At 41.3% G+C, this 17,522-nt stretch carries 18 protein-coding genes and 2 pseudogenes; 13 read left to right on the top strand and 7 right to left on the bottom strand.

Annotation, left to right across the window (positions count from 1 at the left end):
• The first annotated feature begins 352 nt into the window (after positions 1-352).
• Both M1D59_RS14395 and M1D59_RS14390 read left to right on the top strand, forming a co-directional pair.
• Entirely contained in the window at positions 353-1,045 is a 693-nt protein-coding gene (locus M1D59_RS14395) for a FadR/GntR family transcriptional regulator (RefSeq protein ID WP_105980233.1), read from the top strand.
• Positions 1,042-2,250: a CynX/NimT family MFS transporter gene (locus M1D59_RS14390; RefSeq protein ID WP_145624106.1), complete on the top strand. Its 1,209-nt coding sequence runs from the start codon at positions 1,042-1,044 to the stop codon at positions 2,248-2,250. Before M1D59_RS14395 ends, M1D59_RS14390 begins: the two co-directional genes overlap by 4 nt.
• Before the next feature lie 270 nt (positions 2,251-2,520).
• Here the strand turns inward: M1D59_RS14390 and M1D59_RS14385 are convergent, their stop codons facing one another.
• Complete coding sequence (locus tag M1D59_RS14385) at positions 2,521-3,258, bottom strand: MurR/RpiR family transcriptional regulator (protein WP_035338395.1); 738 nt, start codon at positions 3,256-3,258, stop codon at positions 2,521-2,523.
• Positions 3,259-3,467: 209 nt separating this feature from the next.
• Here M1D59_RS14385 and M1D59_RS14380 point away from each other — a divergent pair, with 209 nt between their 5' ends.
• Together M1D59_RS14380 and M1D59_RS14375 are read left to right on the top strand one after the other, a co-directional pair.
• Entirely contained in the window at positions 3,468-4,796 is a 1,329-nt protein-coding gene (locus M1D59_RS14380; protein ID WP_105980235.1) for a 6-phospho-beta-glucosidase, read from the top strand.
• Between the two features lie 60 nt (positions 4,797-4,856).
• On the top strand, positions 4,857-5,381 hold the full coding sequence (locus tag M1D59_RS14375; RefSeq protein WP_458117481.1) for an HAD hydrolase family protein: 525 nt from the start codon (positions 4,857-4,859) through the stop codon (positions 5,379-5,381).
• A 52-nt stretch (positions 5,382-5,433) separates the two neighbouring features.
• On the opposite strand, the gene M1D59_RS14370 is transcribed toward M1D59_RS14375, so the two are convergent.
• The gene (locus tag M1D59_RS14370) at positions 5,434-5,616 is read right to left on the bottom strand and encodes a hypothetical protein (RefSeq protein ID WP_095290960.1); all 183 of its coding nucleotides are present in this window, start codon (positions 5,614-5,616) and stop codon (positions 5,434-5,436) included.
• A gap of 250 nt (positions 5,617-5,866) precedes the next feature.
• Here M1D59_RS14370 and M1D59_RS14365 point away from each other — a divergent pair, with 250 nt between their 5' ends.
• The 7 genes from M1D59_RS14365 (at position 5,867) to M1D59_RS14335 (ending at position 11,890) form a co-directional block, all read left to right on the top strand.
• Positions 5,867-6,532 carry a helix-turn-helix transcriptional regulator gene (locus M1D59_RS14365; RefSeq protein ID WP_026579249.1) on the top strand — a complete coding sequence of 222 codons (666 nt, stop codon included), beginning with the start codon at positions 5,867-5,869 and terminating at the stop codon, positions 6,530-6,532.
• 5 nt (positions 6,533-6,537) lie between these two features.
• On the top strand, positions 6,538-6,912 hold the full coding sequence (locus M1D59_RS14360; protein ID WP_128822609.1) for a RidA family protein: 375 nt from the start codon (positions 6,538-6,540) through the stop codon (positions 6,910-6,912).
• 74 nt (positions 6,913-6,986) lie between these two features.
• Positions 6,987-8,090, top strand: a complete 1,104-nt coding sequence (locus tag M1D59_RS14355; protein ID WP_458117480.1) for a threonine synthase — start codon at positions 6,987-6,989, stop codon at positions 8,088-8,090.
• A 43-nt stretch (positions 8,091-8,133) separates the two neighbouring features.
• Positions 8,134-9,108 (top strand): asparaginase, encoded by a 975-nt coding sequence (locus M1D59_RS14350; RefSeq protein WP_458117479.1) that lies wholly within the window; start codon positions 8,134-8,136, stop codon positions 9,106-9,108.
• A 24-nt stretch (positions 9,109-9,132) separates the two neighbouring features.
• Positions 9,133-9,522: a RidA family protein gene (locus M1D59_RS14345; protein WP_095290970.1), complete on the top strand. Its 390-nt coding sequence runs from the start codon at positions 9,133-9,135 to the stop codon at positions 9,520-9,522.
• On the top strand, positions 9,519-10,625 hold the full coding sequence (locus M1D59_RS14340) for a D-TA family PLP-dependent enzyme (protein WP_458117478.1): 1,107 nt from the start codon (positions 9,519-9,521) through the stop codon (positions 10,623-10,625). The genes M1D59_RS14345 and M1D59_RS14340 overlap by 4 nt, the downstream gene beginning before the upstream one ends.
• A gap of 23 nt (positions 10,626-10,648) precedes the next feature.
• Positions 10,649-11,890 (top strand): alanyl-tRNA editing protein, encoded by a 1,242-nt coding sequence (locus M1D59_RS14335; RefSeq protein WP_458117477.1) that lies wholly within the window; start codon positions 10,649-10,651, stop codon positions 11,888-11,890.
• An 80-nt stretch (positions 11,891-11,970) separates the two neighbouring features.
• Here M1D59_RS14335 and M1D59_RS14330 read toward each other — a convergent pair.
• From M1D59_RS14330 to M1D59_RS14310, 5 genes and pseudogenes are all read right to left on the bottom strand, one after another.
• Positions 11,971-12,335 (bottom strand): annotated as a pseudogene (locus M1D59_RS14330) (sigma factor-like helix-turn-helix DNA-binding protein); the annotation flags it as partial.
• A gap of 53 nt (positions 12,336-12,388) precedes the next feature.
• Positions 12,389-12,633: pseudogene (locus M1D59_RS14325) on the bottom strand (ImmA/IrrE family metallo-endopeptidase); the annotation flags it as partial.
• A 346-nt stretch (positions 12,634-12,979) separates the two neighbouring features.
• The gene (locus tag M1D59_RS14320) at positions 12,980-13,537 is read right to left on the bottom strand and encodes a GNAT family N-acetyltransferase (protein WP_416720051.1); all 558 of its coding nucleotides are present in this window, start codon (positions 13,535-13,537) and stop codon (positions 12,980-12,982) included.
• Positions 13,538-13,881: 344 nt separating this feature from the next.
• Positions 13,882-14,130: a hypothetical protein gene (locus tag M1D59_RS14315; protein ID WP_128822602.1), complete on the bottom strand. Its 249-nt coding sequence runs from the start codon at positions 14,128-14,130 to the stop codon at positions 13,882-13,884.
• Positions 14,049-15,266 (bottom strand): DUF418 domain-containing protein, encoded by a 1,218-nt coding sequence (locus M1D59_RS14310; RefSeq protein WP_026579255.1) that lies wholly within the window; start codon positions 15,264-15,266, stop codon positions 14,049-14,051. The genes M1D59_RS14315 and M1D59_RS14310 overlap by 82 nt, the downstream gene beginning before the upstream one ends.
• A gap of 264 nt (positions 15,267-15,530) precedes the next feature.
• Between M1D59_RS14310 and yrkP the strand changes: the two genes are divergently transcribed.
• A complete protein-coding gene (yrkP, locus tag M1D59_RS14305; RefSeq protein ID WP_023855274.1) occupies positions 15,531-16,226 on the top strand; it encodes a two-component response regulator YrkP in 696 nt (231 codons plus the stop codon).
• Positions 16,213-17,511 (top strand): two-component system sensor histidine kinase YrkQ, encoded by a 1,299-nt coding sequence (gene yrkQ, locus M1D59_RS14300; RefSeq protein WP_224067299.1) that lies wholly within the window; start codon positions 16,213-16,215, stop codon positions 17,509-17,511. Before yrkP ends, yrkQ begins: the two co-directional genes overlap by 14 nt.
• Positions 17,512-17,522 lie beyond the last annotated feature (11 nt).

The raw sequence follows: 17,522 nt of genomic DNA, 5'->3' as shown, positions 1-17,522 counted from the left end.
TCTCCGCATAGAGTAGAGGAAACCAATCAATGAATGTATCTGCAGCGGACTCCGCTGGAACTCATTGACTTATACGAAGTAAAAAAGAGACCAAAGACCGCAACGCTTCTCTTTAAGAAGGCTTTGCGGTCTTTTTATATTTCTAAGGCTCAATTCATTTTACCCTCCAAAAGGTATTTAAATTTCCATTTGCAGACTATCTGTTTTTGTTTTGGGAAAATTGCAAGTTAAAATTCATCTTCATTAATCCTATTATTAAGTTGCTTTTGTTGTCTTAATTTCATAGGCATGATAAAATTCCAAATAACCAAACATCCTATGTTTGATAAATGCATTACAGGAGGATAGACATATGCTTCAGAAAACAAACCGGCAGACGCTGGTTGAGCAAGTCGCACTACAAATAGAAAGTATGATCGAATCTGGTAAGTGGGGTGTCGGGATGCGCATTCCTGCCGAGCCGGAGTTGATGAACGAGTTGAATGTTAGCCGCAATACATTAAGGGAAGCAATTCGGGCATTGATACATGCGGGACTCTTGAAGACGAAACAAGGTGACGGAACTTATGTCTGCTCTTCAAGTGCCTTGGGAGCCGTGTTGAAAAAACGCATTTTGCGATCAGATACGCTGCAAACATTAGAAGTTCGATATGCACTCGAACGAGAGGGAGCTCATCTTGCTGCACAACGCAGAACCGATGACGAGGCGCGCGACCTTCTTCTTCAGCTGGAACGCTGCGAGGCAGCGGCAGAACTCGGTGACATTGATAGCTTTGTAGCGGCCGATATTGATCTGCATCAAAATATTGTCAAGGCATCTCATAATGAAATATTGATTGAAATATACAGCCATATCGCCGAAGCGTTACAAGATTCGATCACAAGCCTGACCCGTTATGAAGTAGATGCGGATTTCTTGGAAATGCACCGTCAACTGGTCGAAGCGATTGTTGGTCAAAACGCTGCTCGTGCCGTGGAAGCAGTTCATCGCTATATCGGGGAATCGAAGGATGTTATTGCCGGTGAAGAGGGGGAGCGGCTATGAGCGTACAAAGTGGTACAAAGCCAACTGAGGCAAAGCTTTCGTTCTCATTGAGTTTGCCGATCATCATAGGCATTGTCCTTATTTCACTGACGATGCGGTCACCGCTGACATCGGTAGGCCCACTGGTAGGTTCGATTCGCGAGTCCCTTGGATTATCAAATACTGCGGCAGGCTTGCTCACGACATTGCCGTTGCTTGCTTTCTCGCTTCTTTCCCCCTTCGCACCTATCTTGGCGCGCCGCTTCGGGATGGAACGGATTATACTTTATGCCTTGGTTCTGCTCATGATAGGTATCGCTGTCCGCTCTCTGTCCGCAACAGTTCCTTTGTTTGCAGGCACCGTTTTGCTTGGGCTTGCGATTGCGGTGTGCAACGTGCTAATTCCAGGTCTGGTTAAACGGGATTTTTCTCATAATGTCGGTTTGATGACAGGACTGTATTCAGTATCGATGAATTTATGCGGGGCGATAGCCTCCGGTGTAAGCGTCCCGCTTGCCCGCAATCTCGGTTTTGGCTGGAATGGCGCACTTGGAATCTGGGGTCTGCTCGCTCTGATAGCCGCACTATTCTGGTTTCCTAAAGCGCGGGCGAGTCACGCGTCAGCCGGAATAACAACTAGCGGTGCGTCGACGCGGCGAAGTCTGTGGCGTTCACCGTTGGCATGGATAATTACACTTTTTATGGGATTGCAGTCTTTGCTTTTCTATGTATTGATCGCTTGGTTACCTGAAGTCATGACAAGCCGGGGCTTGAATGAAGACAGCGCTGGCTGGATGCTATCGTTGTTTCAATTCGCTTCGCTTCCCGTATCATTCATCGTACCAATCGTTGCGGGACGCATGAAGAACCAGCGTTTACTGGTTGTCATCATGACTATCCTGTTTTTTGTTTCATTAGGTGGCCTTTATTTCGGCGATAATGCACTTATTTTGTTATGGACAATTTTACTTGGAATTGCTGGGGGATGTGCGTTCAGTTTGGCTATGATCTTTTTAAGCTTGCGGACGAAAGATGCCACCGATGCGGCTTCTTTATCTGGTATGTCCCAATCTGTCGGATATTTGCTGGCTGCAACAGGACCGACCTTGTTTGGATTGCTCCATGATGTCACGGCAAGATGGAACCTCCCAATATTACTGTTGCTTATGGTCAGCATTCTGCTGTTCATATTCGGTCTGGGCGCGTCAAAAAATCAAACGGTATAAAGGGCTCTGTTTCAGCAAAGCTCTTGCTGAAAGAGCTCATGAACTGCCCAGAATAAATAAAAATAAATTGAATTGGTGTAAGGCAAATCAATTTCAATAGCTAGGTTGAGGGCCTGGTGAAATAAAAGGGAAGCCGGAACTTATGGACCGGTTTCTTCTTCATTTCCCCTTCTTCCGCTTCTCCGCCTGGTAAAGCTAATGAAATATCTACTGTAACTTAAGGAATGTTTAAGGTCGATCACAAGTAGATACTAGATCAGGCCAAAGGTATCAATTCGATTGTTTATTACTAAGCCTATGTATTTCACGAGCCATTGATTCCAAAATATACATAACGGGGATTTGCGTAGTAATATTAGCATTTTCAAACCACTCTTCCGTCACGTAATACGAGATATTAATGTCGGATATTCTGGCAATGGTGGAGTGCTTATGATTTGTAATACTGATCACTTTACTTCCTTCTTGCTTGAGCTGATGAAGATGAGTGACTGTAGAATGGCCTTCACCTGAGACGGATAAAGCAATCGTGATGCTATTGCGGCGGAATTGGGAATGTGTCGGAAAGTAAGGATCTTTAATATACATTGAAAATTTGCCTAAACATGAGAAGTACCTTGCTCCGTACTCAGCAAGAATACCTGAGCTTCCTACGCCGATAAAAATGACACTCTCCGCTTTGGTAATTAGAAGCGCGGCCTCCGCAATCTTTTCTTCAATGTCTCCTTTTAACGTTCTCTCAAAAAACTCGGCTATTGAATGTTGGGAACTCTTCAATACCGTCTTTTTATCTTTTTCTAACTGCATTTTAAGCTTTACTTTAAATTCCGAAAAACCCTCACAATTTAGTTTTTTACAGAAACGCAGAATGGAGGCTGTTGATACGTGCGTTTCATCTGCCAATTCGCGGATTCGCATATAGACGACTTTCTCGCCATTTTGACAAATGTAATTATATAAAGAAGTTTCCAGTTCATTAAACGAAGCGATGATCTCATGGGTAAACATGTATGCGGGGCTCTCCTTCCCTTGACCCTTTTTGCTAACTTCATCTTAGCATACCTGCTTCCTAAGAAACATAGTGTTACATATGTGCAACAAATGACTTCTTGTGTGATTAAAAACAACATGTTACCGGCTTATTTACCGGCTTGCTCATCTGCAGATACAATTGATCCATAAGTACTTTTGCTAAATTACCCGGAGGTGTAAAGAGGATGACACAAGGAATTAAAATTGTCACGATAGGCGGGGGATCGAGTTATACTCCTGAATTAGTAGAAGGGTTTATCAAACGGTACGATGAATTGCCGGTTCGAGAATTATGGCTGGTAGATATTGAAGCGGGAAAAGAAAAATTAGAAATCGTCGGAAACCTTGCGAAAAGAATGATTGAAAAAGCCGGTCTTCCAATTGAAATTCATTTAACGCTTGACAGGAGATCAGCTTTACACAATGCCGATTTTGTTACGACTCAGTTTCGCGTAGGGCTGCTTGATGCCCGTGCAAAGGATGAAAGAATACCTTTAAGTCATGGAGTTTTAGGCCAAGAAACAAACGGACCGGGCGGATTGTTTAAGGGACTGCGTACCATTCCGGTTATATTGGATATTGTAAAAGATATGAAAGAGCTATGTCCGGATGCCTGGTTAATCAACTTTACAAATCCTGCCGGAATGGTGACCGAAGCTGTCCTTCGCTACACTGACCATAAGAAAATCGTCGGCTTGTGCAATGTTCCAATCGGAATTGAGATGGGGATCGCCAAGCTTTTGGATGTCGATCATTCACGGGTTCGCATTGATTTCGCCGGTCTCAATCATATGGTATATGGATTGGATGTATACGTCGACGGAGTCAGTGTAAAAGAGAAAGTGATGGAGCTGTTATCAGATCCGGAGAACAGCAGTTTTGTAAAAAACATCGAAGGGCAAGGCTGGGAGCCGGAATTTATTCGGGCCTTAAATGTATTAACCTGTCCATATCATATGTACTATTATAAGACAGATGAAATGCTGCAAAAAGAATTGGAAAACTTTAAAAAGGGAACAACGAGAGCTGAAGTCGTTCAGAAGCTTGAAGAGGAATTATTTGAGCTGTACAAAGATCCCGACCTGGCCGTTAAACCGCCTCAATTAGAGGAGCGCGGCGGTGCGTATTACAGCGACGCAGCCGTTCGTCTCGTTTCGTCTATCTATAACGATAAACGTGATATTCAGCCGGTTAACACAATCAACAATGGAGCGATTGCAAGTATTCCGGATGACTCTGCGGTTGAAGTAAGCTGTGTGATTACAAAGGAGGGTCCAAGGCCAATCGTTCATGGTGATCTGCCAGTTGCAGTCCGGGGACTCGTTCAGCAAATCAAGTCATTTGAACGAGTAGGCGCCGAAGCCGCTGTAACAGGAAGCTATGATACAGCTTTGCTGGCGATGACGATCAATCCGCTTGTCCCTTCTGATAAAATCGGCAAAGCGATTTTAGATGAAATGCTTGAAGCGCATAAAGAGCATTTGCCAAGGTTTTTTAAAAAAATAGAAGCATAAGGGGGGAGCAGTTGGTTAAATTGGGCGTTCACTTTATGTTCAGCTGATAAGGAGGAAAAAGTGAGCATAAAACTAATAGCGGTTGATATGGATGGAACATTTTTGGACGATGACATGAAATATAACAATGATCGTTTTATGAAACAATATCATGAATTAAAAGCACGGGGAATAAAATTTGTGGTTGCAAGCGGCAATCAATATGATCAGCTTAAATCCTTTTTTCCATCAATTAAAAATGAAATAGCTTTCGTTGCTGAGAACGGTGCTTACGTAATAGATTCGGGAAAAGAAATATTCTCAGACGAAATGTCTAAAGAAACGATAAAAAAAGTTATCGATGTTATAGAAAAGTATGAATACACAAATCTAATTGTTTGCGAACAGCTTAAAGTTTATCATGCCGGGTTCTTAGTATCTACAATTGTCCTTGCCATAACCTTCATCCCACACATAAAAAAGCTAAATAAACAAATGGTCACTAGTGAAGTTGAAACACTCGAAGAGCAATCAAAATTAGCTGATTTATTCCATACGGAGAAACTTCATCGAGCAGAAGACGCACCCGTTATCCAGCCAAATTAGCTGGCATAAAAAGAGGCTGGGTTTTATATTATTCCTAGTCTCTTCATTGATCTCACTTCCGCTTCTCCTTCTCCGCCCGGTAAAACTCATGAAACATCTTCATCAGCGTGCGCTTTTCAATCCGCGAAATCCCGAGCTCCTTCGCAATTTCCCGCTGCATCTTCTCTTTCTTCAAATCAAGGCTGAAGCGGCCGGCGATGACTTTTTTTCTCGATAAGGCTGATTTAAATGCCACTCACAGGTTATCCGTTTTGGGCAATTACTTTTACCAGGTTGAGGGACTGAACTAAAAAGATACCGAACTATATCTAAATAGTTCCTGTTTGATGACAAAATAAAAAGATGCAAACTGAAGGTAATGAATGATCAATCCTTCGTATAAAAAAATATATTTTTGTTTCATTTTTGTATAAAAAATTATATAATGAAGTCAAGAATGAAATCACTTGTGATAAATGCGGGTAAATGAAAGTTAGGTGTTAGGTTTGACTGAAGCAAAACAGGTTTTAAAAAGTTACATACCATTTGCAAAAACGATAGGGGAAATGTTTGGTGCAAATTGTGAGGTTGTCATTCATGATTTGACAACCCCCCAGTCTTCCGTCATTTTTACAATGAACAACCATGTGACGGGAAGAGAGGTTGGCCAATCCTTTGACCACTTGGTGAAAAAGGTTCTTTTATCCAATGAATTTAAAGAGGATTACTTAGCTGGATATGAAATTCAAACAGATGATGGGAGAACAATAAAATCATCGACTACCCTCATTAGAGATGGCCAGCAGCAGGTGATTGGGGCATTTTGCATCAATTACGACATGAATGTAATGATTCAAATGAAAGAAATGTTAGATGCATTTATGCCCGGTGTTGAAAAGAAAAATCAAATACAAACTTCGAATACGGCGGAGCAGGAAGCTTCGATTCAGAATGTAGAAGAGATCACGAACCAGTTAATTGAACAAATTGTGGCGAATCGCAAACATTCCCTGATGAAACGCCGGGAAAAAATCGAGCTGATCAGATTTATGGATGAAAAGGGAATATTCCTCATGAAAGGTGCCATTGATAAAGTAGCAGAACAACTAGGCATTTCAAAGGTAACCGTCTACAGCTATTTGGATGAAGTGAAAAAAAGACAATCGGAGTGAGCGGAGTGGAGAGTATTTTTGAAGCAGGGAATTTAAAATCGAACGGTCATTATGCATTAGCTGTAATTCATCAAAACACGGTCTATGTATCAGGGCAATTTGCCATTGACCCAATCACGCAGGAAAAGAAATTTGGTACCATTGAAGAAGAGACTTTACAGGCATTGTCAAATATAGAGTATATCTTAAAAAAAGCCGGCAGTCATAAAGGCAAAATTGTAAAGATGACCCTATATCTACACGATATCAATTTATTAGACCGTGTTGACAATGTCTGTCAGGATTTTTTTCGCGATTATCGCCCAGCACGGTCAGTTGTTCCGACGAACGAGCTGCATTACGGTTTTCAGGTTGAAATTGAAGCAAGCGCCAGTCTGTAATATATTTTTTTGCCTAAAGCATATAAAAAAATATATAACATATAAAAAAATATATAATAGGAGGTCTAAAAATAATGGAACAGTATCAATGTCATTCCTGCCGTACGAAATACAATGTATCTGAACAGGTGTGGAAATGCCAGTGTGGCGGAGTGTTAGACCTTGTAAAAGAAAAAGTAGAATGGTCCGATTCAAAAGTGCTCAAAGATATTCCTTCTATGTGGAGATATATTGATGCTATGCCATTTGATCGCGACTCCACCATATGGAGCGGCATCACTATGGGGGAGGGATACACACCTTTAATCGTGTTAGACAGCGGGGAGCCGAACACTCTTGTGAAAGTGGACTATATGATGCCTACTTTGTCTTTTAAGGATCGCGGTGCTGCTGTATTAATAGCTAAGGCAAAGGAGCTGGGAGTGAAGCATGTAATAGCTGACAGCAGCGGAAATGCGGGGACATCTATTGCAGCTTACGCCAAGCGGGCTAACATCGCATGTGACATCTTTCTTCGGAAGGGTACATCGCCTAAGAAAATCGCGCAGGTGAAAGCGCATGGAGCCAACGTTCGCGAAATTGAAGGAACAAGAGAAGATGTGGCTGAAGCAGCACAAAAGGCTGTGAATATAGAGAAAAAATTCTATGCCAGTCACGTTTTTAATCCATATTTCTATGAAGGAACAAAAACGTATGCCTTTGAGATTTGGGAACAAATGAATGGAGCGCCGGATACGCTTATTATTCCAGTTGGCAATGGTACGTTATTACTTGGAGTTTACTATGGATTTAAAGAATTACTAGAGAGCAAATGTATAGACAAAATGCCAAGGCTTGTTGCGATACAGGCAGAGAATTGTGCGCCGTTGGCAAAGGCATTTATCAACAATCAACAAGTTGCTCAACCCGTCAAAAGCAGCGGAACACTTGCAGAGGGCATCGCGATTGCCAAACCGGCAAGATCTGCTCAAATATTAGAAGCCATCCGTGCCACAAAAGGTCAAATCATTACAACCAATGAGGAAGAGATTCTAAAAGCTCGTACAGCATTAGCAAGTAAAGGCTTTTATGTTGAGCCAACAACAGCAGCTAACTATGCAGGATATTTAAAATACGATCATTCTTCTGATGAAAAAATCGTGATTCCATTATGCGGTGCTGGGATTAAATCTAATTAGGAACGAAGAGAGAAACCTTGAATATGGAAATGGGGGAGTTAGCATGGAAAACAAGAAAATCATTTTGCTGAGTACCGGCGGTACAATTGCAAGTAAGCCTGATCCTGAAACAGGTCTATTAGAAGCAGGTGCTATGACAGGTGAAGAGCTTTCTGAAATGTGCCGACTGCCTTCTCATATAGAGATTGAAATCAAGTCAGTCTTTCAAATGTCAAGCAGCCATATGACATTTCATCACCTTAAAATTTTAAAAGAAAATATAGAGAGCTTTTTCCGGAATGAAGATGTTGCCGGAATTGTGATACCGCATGGGACAGATACCCTTGAAGAGACTTCGTATTTCCTTGATCTGGTTATTTCTGATGATCGGCCGGTCGTGTTAACGGGGTCACAAAGAGGACCGACACTTGACGGTACAGATGCATTTGTGAACCTAAGACAAGCTTTCTTATTAGCGGCACATCCTGATGCGAGAGGATTAGGGGTAACAGTGTTGTTTAATGAGAGGGTCTTTGCTGCTCGATATGTGAAAAAACAGCATGCGTCAAATATTGATGGTTTTTTCTCACCGGGATTCGGTTGTTTGGGAACGGCCGATCAAGATGAGATCGCAATTCATCAAAGATTAATCAAGCATGAGGCGTATCAGCTGATTCAACCATTGCCAAATGTAGAACTTATTAAGTGTTCACTTGGATCAGACGGAAAGTTTATAGATTATGCGGCCGAGTGCGGAAGTGCAGGAATCATTATTGAGGCGCCGGGAAGAGGGCATACGGCTCCAGCAATATTAGAAAGTGCAAAGAAAGCCGTAGAGAAAGGGATTCCTGTCGTTCTGACAACAAGTGCTGATGAAGGTGAAGTCAAGGGAGTATATGGATTCAAAGGAAGTGCTTCAACATATGCAGATGCCGGAATCATACTAGGCGGCTGCTATGACAGTAAGAAAGCAAGGATCAAACTCGCTGTTTTGCTGGCTGCTGGACAGAAGATTGATGAGGCTAGGTTTAAATACTAAAAGGGATAATAGGAGGCGATTTTATTGAAGCCTGTACACACGAAATATTCAACACGTGATGGGGGCCATTACGTGCCAGCCATGGAACACAATGGTGTTCTCTATATTTCAGGGCAGTTGTCGATGAATCCGGAAACGGGGAAAATTCCGGCTGGGGGCATCAAAGAAGAAGCAAAACAGGCGTTGGCAAATATGGAGCTTGTCCTCAAGGAACGGGGATTAGCCAAGGAAGATGTGATATTATGCAGACTTTATACCCCAGATGTAAAGTATTGGCCAGATATCAATGAGGTCTATGCTCATTTCTTCGGCAATCATAAACCGGCAAGAGTAGTTGTTCCATCAAATCATTTATATGCCGGGTGTCTTGTTGAAGTTGAAGCCATTGCAGCGATAAAGGAGGAGGTACAATGAATGATTTACAATTAGATACACCAGCTCTTTTAATCGATAAAGACGTGATGTTAAGCAATATGAAGGATATGCAAAATTACGCTAATGAACAGAAAGTAAACTTACGACCTCATACAAAAACACATAAAATGCCTAAATTAGCTAAGCTACAAGAAGAAATGGGAGCTACAGGAATCGCTGTAGCGAAAGTAGGAGAAGCTGAAGTGATGGCGAGAAATGGCTTAAAAGATATCTTTATCGCAAATGAAATTGTTGGGAAATCAAAGCTTAAACGTATTAGAAAACTATCTGAAACGATTGATATCTCTTTTGGAATCGATAGTGCGTATCAAGTACGTGAAATTGAAGAAGTATTTGAAGGAGCTTCAAAGAAAGCCCAAGTGTTAGTGGAAATTGAAGTAGGAGAACAACGCTCCGGAATTATTGAAGAAGATGATTTTCGTACTTTATTAGAATTAATCAAAACGTGTCAAAATGTCGAGCTAAAAGGAATCTTCTCACATGACGGACATTCTTATAAAGCGAAAAGTGTAGCACATTGTAAAGAACTCTATAAAGAAAGTGTAGAACGAACATTACATTTTGCCCGAATTGCAAAAGAAATGGATCTAAAGCCGAAAGTGGTTAGTATTGGCTCTACTCCCCCCTTCATGTTTAAGTTTGATATTCCAGAAGGGGTGACAGAAATTAGACCTGGCACTTACATTTTTATGGACGCCTCACAAGCAAATGTAATTGGTACGTATGATCGCTGTGCTGCTTCTGTACTCACAACCGTGATTAGTAAACCAACAAAAGAACGAGTCATTACAGACGTAGGGGCCAAGGGAATTACCGCCCAAACACGAAGCGAAGGGCTTACTGCAACCAAAGGGCTTGGCCGTATCAAAGAATACGAGGACGTTTATATTCATGGCGTATTCGACGAACATGCTATTATTTATCATGAAGAATTCAACAAAAAAGTAAGCATTGGAGATAAGGTGCGAATTATTCCAAATCATATCTGTCCAGTATGTAACTTGCACGATAAAGCCTATCTAGTCGATAATGGAGAGGTTGTAGATGAATTAAATATTGAAGCTAGAGGAAGACTTCAATAATTTAAAAAATAAGGGGAGATGGCATGAGTCCGAATCATCACAAACTTTTTTACAAAGATCCCTATCTTAAAACGTTCGAAACGAAAATCTTGAAACAGCAACAGGACAAAAAAGGTGATTTTTATATTACCCTAGAGGAAACAGCCTTTTATCCAACAGGCGGGGGCCAGCCCCATGATATAGGAACATTGAACGGTGTCAAGGTTTTAAACGTTGAAGAGGTCGATGGAGAAATTCGTCATTATGTAGAAAGGACTTTACCGAATTTAGATGATCAGGTTGTTGGGGTTATTGATTGGGAACGGCGTTTTGATCACATGCAACAGCACACCGGGCAGCATATTTTGTCGGCGGCATTCGCGCAGTTATACGATATTCATACAGTTGGATTCCATCTTGGAAATGATACGGTTACCATTGACCTTGATGTATCAGAATTAACAGAGGAAATGGCAGGCAAAGCAGAGAAGCTTGCAAACGAGATCATAACGGAAAATAGGTCCATAGTAGCGAAATGGGTAGAATATGATGACTTAGTAAATTATCCGATTCGTAAACTCCCATCTGTAAAAGAAAATATTCGTCTTGTCATGATTGATGAATTTGATTACAACGGATGCGGCGGAACACACCCTAGCGCTACAGGAGAAGTCGGAGCAATTAAAGTATTGAATTGGGAAAGACAGAGGAAAAAAATTCGTTTGTATTTTGTATGCGGAAATCGGGTTATAACGCATTTCGATCAAAAACAAAAAGCAATCGTTGAATTGACTGGATTACTTAATCGTCCTGAAGGGGAATTAAGCGAAGCTGTCAAACGGTTGCTTGAAAATATAAAAAAGCTAGACAAAGCGCTTCTAGAATCTAATGAAAAAAACCTTCAGTATGAAGCCAATGAATTATTAGCCAAAAACACCATTCAAAATGATACTGTCATGGTGATCGAAACGTTTTCAGATCGATCGATTCAAGAACTTCAAAAGCTAGCAAAAATGATCGCTGATCGAGAAAAACGGGCCCTTATTTTTTTCTTATCAGAGAACGATCATCGCTTCCAATTGGTTTGCGGACGAGGAGAAGCAAATAAAATGGATATGAGAACCCTAATGCAAGAAAGCCTTTCCCTTATTGATGGAAAAGGTGGAGGAAATAAAATGTTCGCTCAAGGTGGAGGGACTGCTTCATTAACAATAGAGGAATTTATGAAAAATGTTATGAACATTATAGCAACACAAATAAAATCAGAATTCAACAGACCTCTGTAAGTGGATAACAAGCTCTCACTTTTATTGAGGTCATAGAGGAAAGAAATAGAAGCCGGATTATTAGACCGGCTTCTGCGATATCACTTCTCCTTCTCCGCCCGATAAAACTCATGAAACATCTTCATCAGCGCCCGCTTCTCAATCCGCGACACATAGCTCCGAGAGATCTCGAGCTCCTTCGCGATTACGCGCTGCGTTTTTTCTTTCTTCAAATTAAGACCGAAGCGGCCGACGATGACTTCCTTTTCCCGTCCGTCCATAATGTCGATGTATTTTTTGACTTTTTCAAACTCTGTGCCTGAGCTGGATGGTGTCGATGACGTCTTCGTTTTCCGATCCTGAGGACATCGATGAGGCTGATTTCGTTGCCTTCTTTGTCCTGGCCGATCGGGTCATGGAGAGAGACGTCTTTTTTCGTTCTTTTCAAGGCGTGCAAATGCATGAGATTTCATTATTCATTACAAAAGGGGGGTGATTTCCTATCACTGATTGATTAAATCAATGTTGAGTCAGCCTCCTGTAATACTAGCGAATGAAGGAGATACTTTAAATAGCCAAGCTGCATTTTCAATTGCGTGTGATTATATGTACGAAAGGTTAATATGACGTAACATGAAAGTTCGAATGCAAAAGTGCATACCATGTAAAGTTCGGCTTTTTCGGCTGTCCAAGCATATATTATAAATTCCGCTGTATTTAAGTGCGAAGCTTGTAACAGGTTTAAACGAAAGCCTGATATCTAGGTATTATGCTTTAAACACACATCTGGATTTCTCTAGAAAAGCAAAGGTATTTGGGGGTTTATGTAAAAAAATAGTAAATGCCTTATGCAACAAACAGGCTGTAGAGCAAAGTGAAGCATATCATCAACTTTCTGACCGAAATCAAACATGAAAACTGAATAAACCCTCTTAATAGAGGTTTTTTATTTATGTATTGGATTGGTTTAAAATTTACAATTGAGTCAAAAGGTGAAAAAGCTCTATCCTATTTCTAGGATAAAGCTTTTTTTATTGTTAGACAGCATTAATACATTTCTCTAAAAAAGTTACCAGCAACTCTCTGCGGCATCTCGCCGTGTTCAATTGTTTAGTCCTTTTTTTTCATAATCTTTACAAATCTGAAAAAGTCATCATCATTCGGCAGGGGCTTGTCATCTTCGCGTCCATTGCGATGCATATGCGGATCAGAGTGATGTTCATTGTAGAACTCTACGATGTGGAATCCACACTTATTCACATAGAAGTTGATATTTCGCTTTTCGAAATAAGGTGTCACGGTTTCCCAAAGCACAGTATCCGGATACTGTGCTTCAATGGCTTTCCAAGCAGAAAGACCAATCCCTTGGCTGTGATATTCTGGAGATACATAGAATAAATCTAGCGAATTATGATTTGTTTGGCTGTTGATACGTACTACTGCACCACCGACATTCTTACCATCCTGAAGAATATGATATACCACCGCTCCGGGAGCATTGAAAGACTCCTGAACATCATTGTCCGATGGAATCGGTCCATCTTCGCAATCACCGAACGTTTCAATCACGGCGATCGCAAAGGCTTCTTGTAATTTTTTTTGGAATTCTGGCAGATCAGATTCCTTTGCTAGTTCCAGAATAACTTTTGGTTCCTTTTTTGTTTTCATGATTGTTCACTCCCTCAGTTGCTGAAATATCGAGTTCAGTCGTTCAGTAGAAACATTCCAGCTGTTCTACGAGCCCTTATCACAAAAAGTGATTCCGTCGCTTTTTCTTCCGCGGTAAATTTGGCGTTAAAATACTTCAAAAGCTTTCTCCTGTCTTTTTGTATGATTTCTTTTTCTTTGTTTCATTGGAAAACAAGCTGCATGTAACCCTTATTTACTATCGTTCACTACCGTATTAAGTGTGTATGCGGGATTTGTCATCATTCTCGAATTTTTCCTGCGAAAAGATACAAAAATAGTCGAATGAGGCGCCTTTGACTATGAACATGCGTAAAAGATTCAATTTAGATTCGATCATGAGCAATGCACATTGAGTAAACTCTGGTGGATTTATTAGCCCAAAGAAGCCTAAATGATATAAAAATAACTAGTCCATATATCAAATCTGTCCGTTTAATGCCCGCTTCATTCAACAACACTAATTTGAAGTCATGCAATCTGTGCAAGGGGGTTATTTCTGAATAGATTTTTCCGAGTGCAGCGGAGTTGCTTTGGGACTCCCGTTTAATTTGCCATACGTCAGCTTGCGCCATATTAATTCCATCGGACCGTACTTAAATCGTCTCAACCACAATGTACTAAAGATCATAAGCACGAAATACACGGCCAGGCTGAACATGAACGTGCCGGCAGATTGAATATGACCCGCAAGCCCGAATCCGTACCTGAGGAACAGAACTGTTCCAATGATAGAGTGAAGCAGATAACAGGTCAATGACATCCGTCCGACTTTGGTGAATATCATCATAGGGCCTCGCAGCTGAGGAACGTATAGAAACAGCATTGCAAAAGTGCTCATATAAAACATACTTCCGGTTAAGCCGCCATTTTGACTCAAGACAGAGGAAATGTCCTTCCACAGCATATTCTCAGAAAGATTAAACATGTCTAGTAATATACTGCTTTGTGTTATTAGAAAAGCGATTGTGCTAATGATCCAGATACGCTTCCATATAGGCTTTTTCGCTTCCATGTCTTTGAAAAATTCCATCTTAACAAAGTACACGCCCAGCAGAAACATGAGAAACATGGAATAGATCATAGAGAAAGAGCCAGCAGCCATCGTGACCATATCTGTCCACCGAGTGCTGATGGATTCCACGTAGGTAAGGCTGCTGTGGCTAAACAAAGTAAACTCTGAAAAATTTGGGTTTTTTGACCCTGCAGTATTGATGACATTGTACAACATTGTGAAAACAGGAGTCAGGAATTGAAACACGATAAGTGCGATAATCCATCTAAGCACCGTTTTGGCCGTGCGTTTATAGAAGGCGAGTAACAGGAAGCCGCTTACGGCGTAAAAGGCTAATATGTCACCGACCCAAACAAATGTGATGTGCAAAATGCCAAATCCCAACAGGATAGATAACCTACGGGCAAACAGCTTGTTGGGACTATCTACCTTCTGCGCGGCTCGATCCATAAAAATCATAAACCCAACCCCGAACAGGAAGGAGAATAACGTAACGAATTTCCCTTCGGCAAACCAGGAAACCAGATTGTGCAGTACGTCATCGGAGGTCATTTCGAATCCCTTTACTGAATCTACGATCAGGAAATAATTGACAATAATAATGCCCAGCAAGGCAAATCCGCGTACGATGTCCAGAAAATGAACCCGTTCCCGCAGACTCACCGGTTGCCCGTGTCCTTCTTTTTGTACAGTCATATCAATGCTCCTTTTCCATTTATCATCGCAATGTGTGGTTCGGATCTGAAAAACCTGAGCCTTACAATGGATAAATATAAAGACCGAATCTTAACAATTTATGAAGAGTCATCGTTTTTTTAGAAAATGTGACAAATTTGTGGCGGGCATCAGCTTTCATAAATTGTTAAGATTTACGTAGTATCTTATAACGTACTTAACGATGAACGATATATAGTAAGGACACACGAGAAATAACATCAAGAATCATGAGGTGATAGAGACATGACCCATCGAATATTAGTCGTAGAGGATGATCAGGATATTGGTGATCTTTTGGAGGAATCCCTTACGCGTGCAGGCTACGAGGTGCTAAGAGCCAAGGATGGAAAGCGAGCATTGCAACTTGTGGATGACTCGCTTGATTTGGTTATTTTGGATATTATGATGCCAGGCATTTCGGGAATTGAAACATGTCAGCACATCAGGAAATCCTCTAACGTCCCGATTCTGTTTCTGACGGCCAGATCGAGTACACTCGATAAAACTGAGGGGTTACTCGCCGGCGGCGATGATTATATGACTAAACCATTCTCGGAAGAGGAACTTCATGCTAGAGTGATTGCTCAATTACGCAGATATACTATCTATCAGGAAAAGAAGGAACAAGAAGAAACATTTCTTATCGGGGGCAAACTAAGAGTGAGCGAAGAATTTAATGAGGTCTGGAAAGAGGAGCAGCAAATCAAGTTGTCAGATCTGGAATATCGTATCCTGAAACTTCTGATGAGCAAACGCAACAAAATATTTTCTGCCCAAAATATATATGAGAGTGTGTGGGGACAGCCTTACTTTTACTGTTCCAACAATACGGTGATGGTGCATATTCGGAAGCTGCGCTCCAAAATTGAGGATGATCCGGCATGTCCGGTTTATATAAGAACTGAATGGGGAAGAGGATATCGATTTGGCGCATCGTAAATTTACGCTAACCAAAAAACTGGCTTTGCTGATCATGGTTGCTGCATTTGTGAGTGGTGTGATCTTTCTGACGTTGCAAAAAATCACAGATGATCTGATCGAGGGATATCTGAGTTCGGATGAGTATTATCACGAGGAGTCAGCAAGATACATTCAAAAATTCAGCAAGTACGTTTCAGAAAATGAGTTGTCTACATCAGATAGAAAAGCGTTTGGTGAGTGGGTCAAAAAAGAAAATTACATTAACCTCACCATATTCAAGGATCAGGAGCTGCAATATGATTCCATTTATTCCGAATCGGATTATGGAAAGGAAAAGCTGACTCAGTACGCTCAAAATCATTCACATCCTGTCAAGTTTAGCGATGGTGAAGGAAGAGTCATTATCGACGGTTTCTACTCTTCCCGATATTATAGTCTGGCCTTTACATTGGATTTGCTCGGGGCAACCCTCATCTTTTTAATCATTGTTCTCTTTGGCATTCGCCAAAGTCTTCGCTACCTTAAAACGATTCACCAAGAGATTCATATTCTTGAAGGGGGCGAACTGGACTACGAGATGACGATAAAAGGGCATGATGAATTAGCGATGATTGCAAAGAGCATTGAGGATCTGCGGAAAGCTTTCCTGGACAAACTTAAAGCTATCGAGGAATTGCAAGCTGAGAGCCGTAGCCTGGTTACCGAAATGTCGCACGATATGCGCACACCGCTGACGTCGCTGATCATGAATCTGGAGTTTGCCAAAAAAGCGGGAGGCGAAGCGGGTACCAGCAAAGATCGGTATGTAGCCAATGCTTATGGTAAAGCACTGCAATTAAAAAGCTTGTCTGACAATCTGTTTGCGTATTTCCTGCTGGACAAGGAATATGAGGCCGATCTGGAGACCGTTGCAGTAAAAGAAGTGATCTACGATCTAATATCAGATCAGATTGCTATCCTTCATCAGAAGCATTTCCGGGTCAATATTTCAGGCGAGCTGCCGGAAACCTATATTAACGTGAATTTGGAGGAGCTTGGTCGTGTATTTGATAATGTGATGTCAAACTTATTTAAATACGCAGATCCGGAAGAAGAAATCAGCATCACGTTTGTATCGGATCAAGAGATATTTGAGATCCATGTTAGCAATACGATTAAACTTGCGGATATAACACCGGAAAGCAACGGACTCGGTGAAAGGAGCATTGCGCGAATGATGTCCCGTATGCAGGGACAGTTTCACAGTATACAAAAGAATTCTAAGTACTACATTGTGCTACGATTTTGGAACACCAAGATGTAGGCTGAGAATAA

The organism is Bacillus sp. PK6-026 (assembly GCF_054161455.1).
This window is presented reverse-complemented; position numbering and strand designations above follow the sequence as displayed.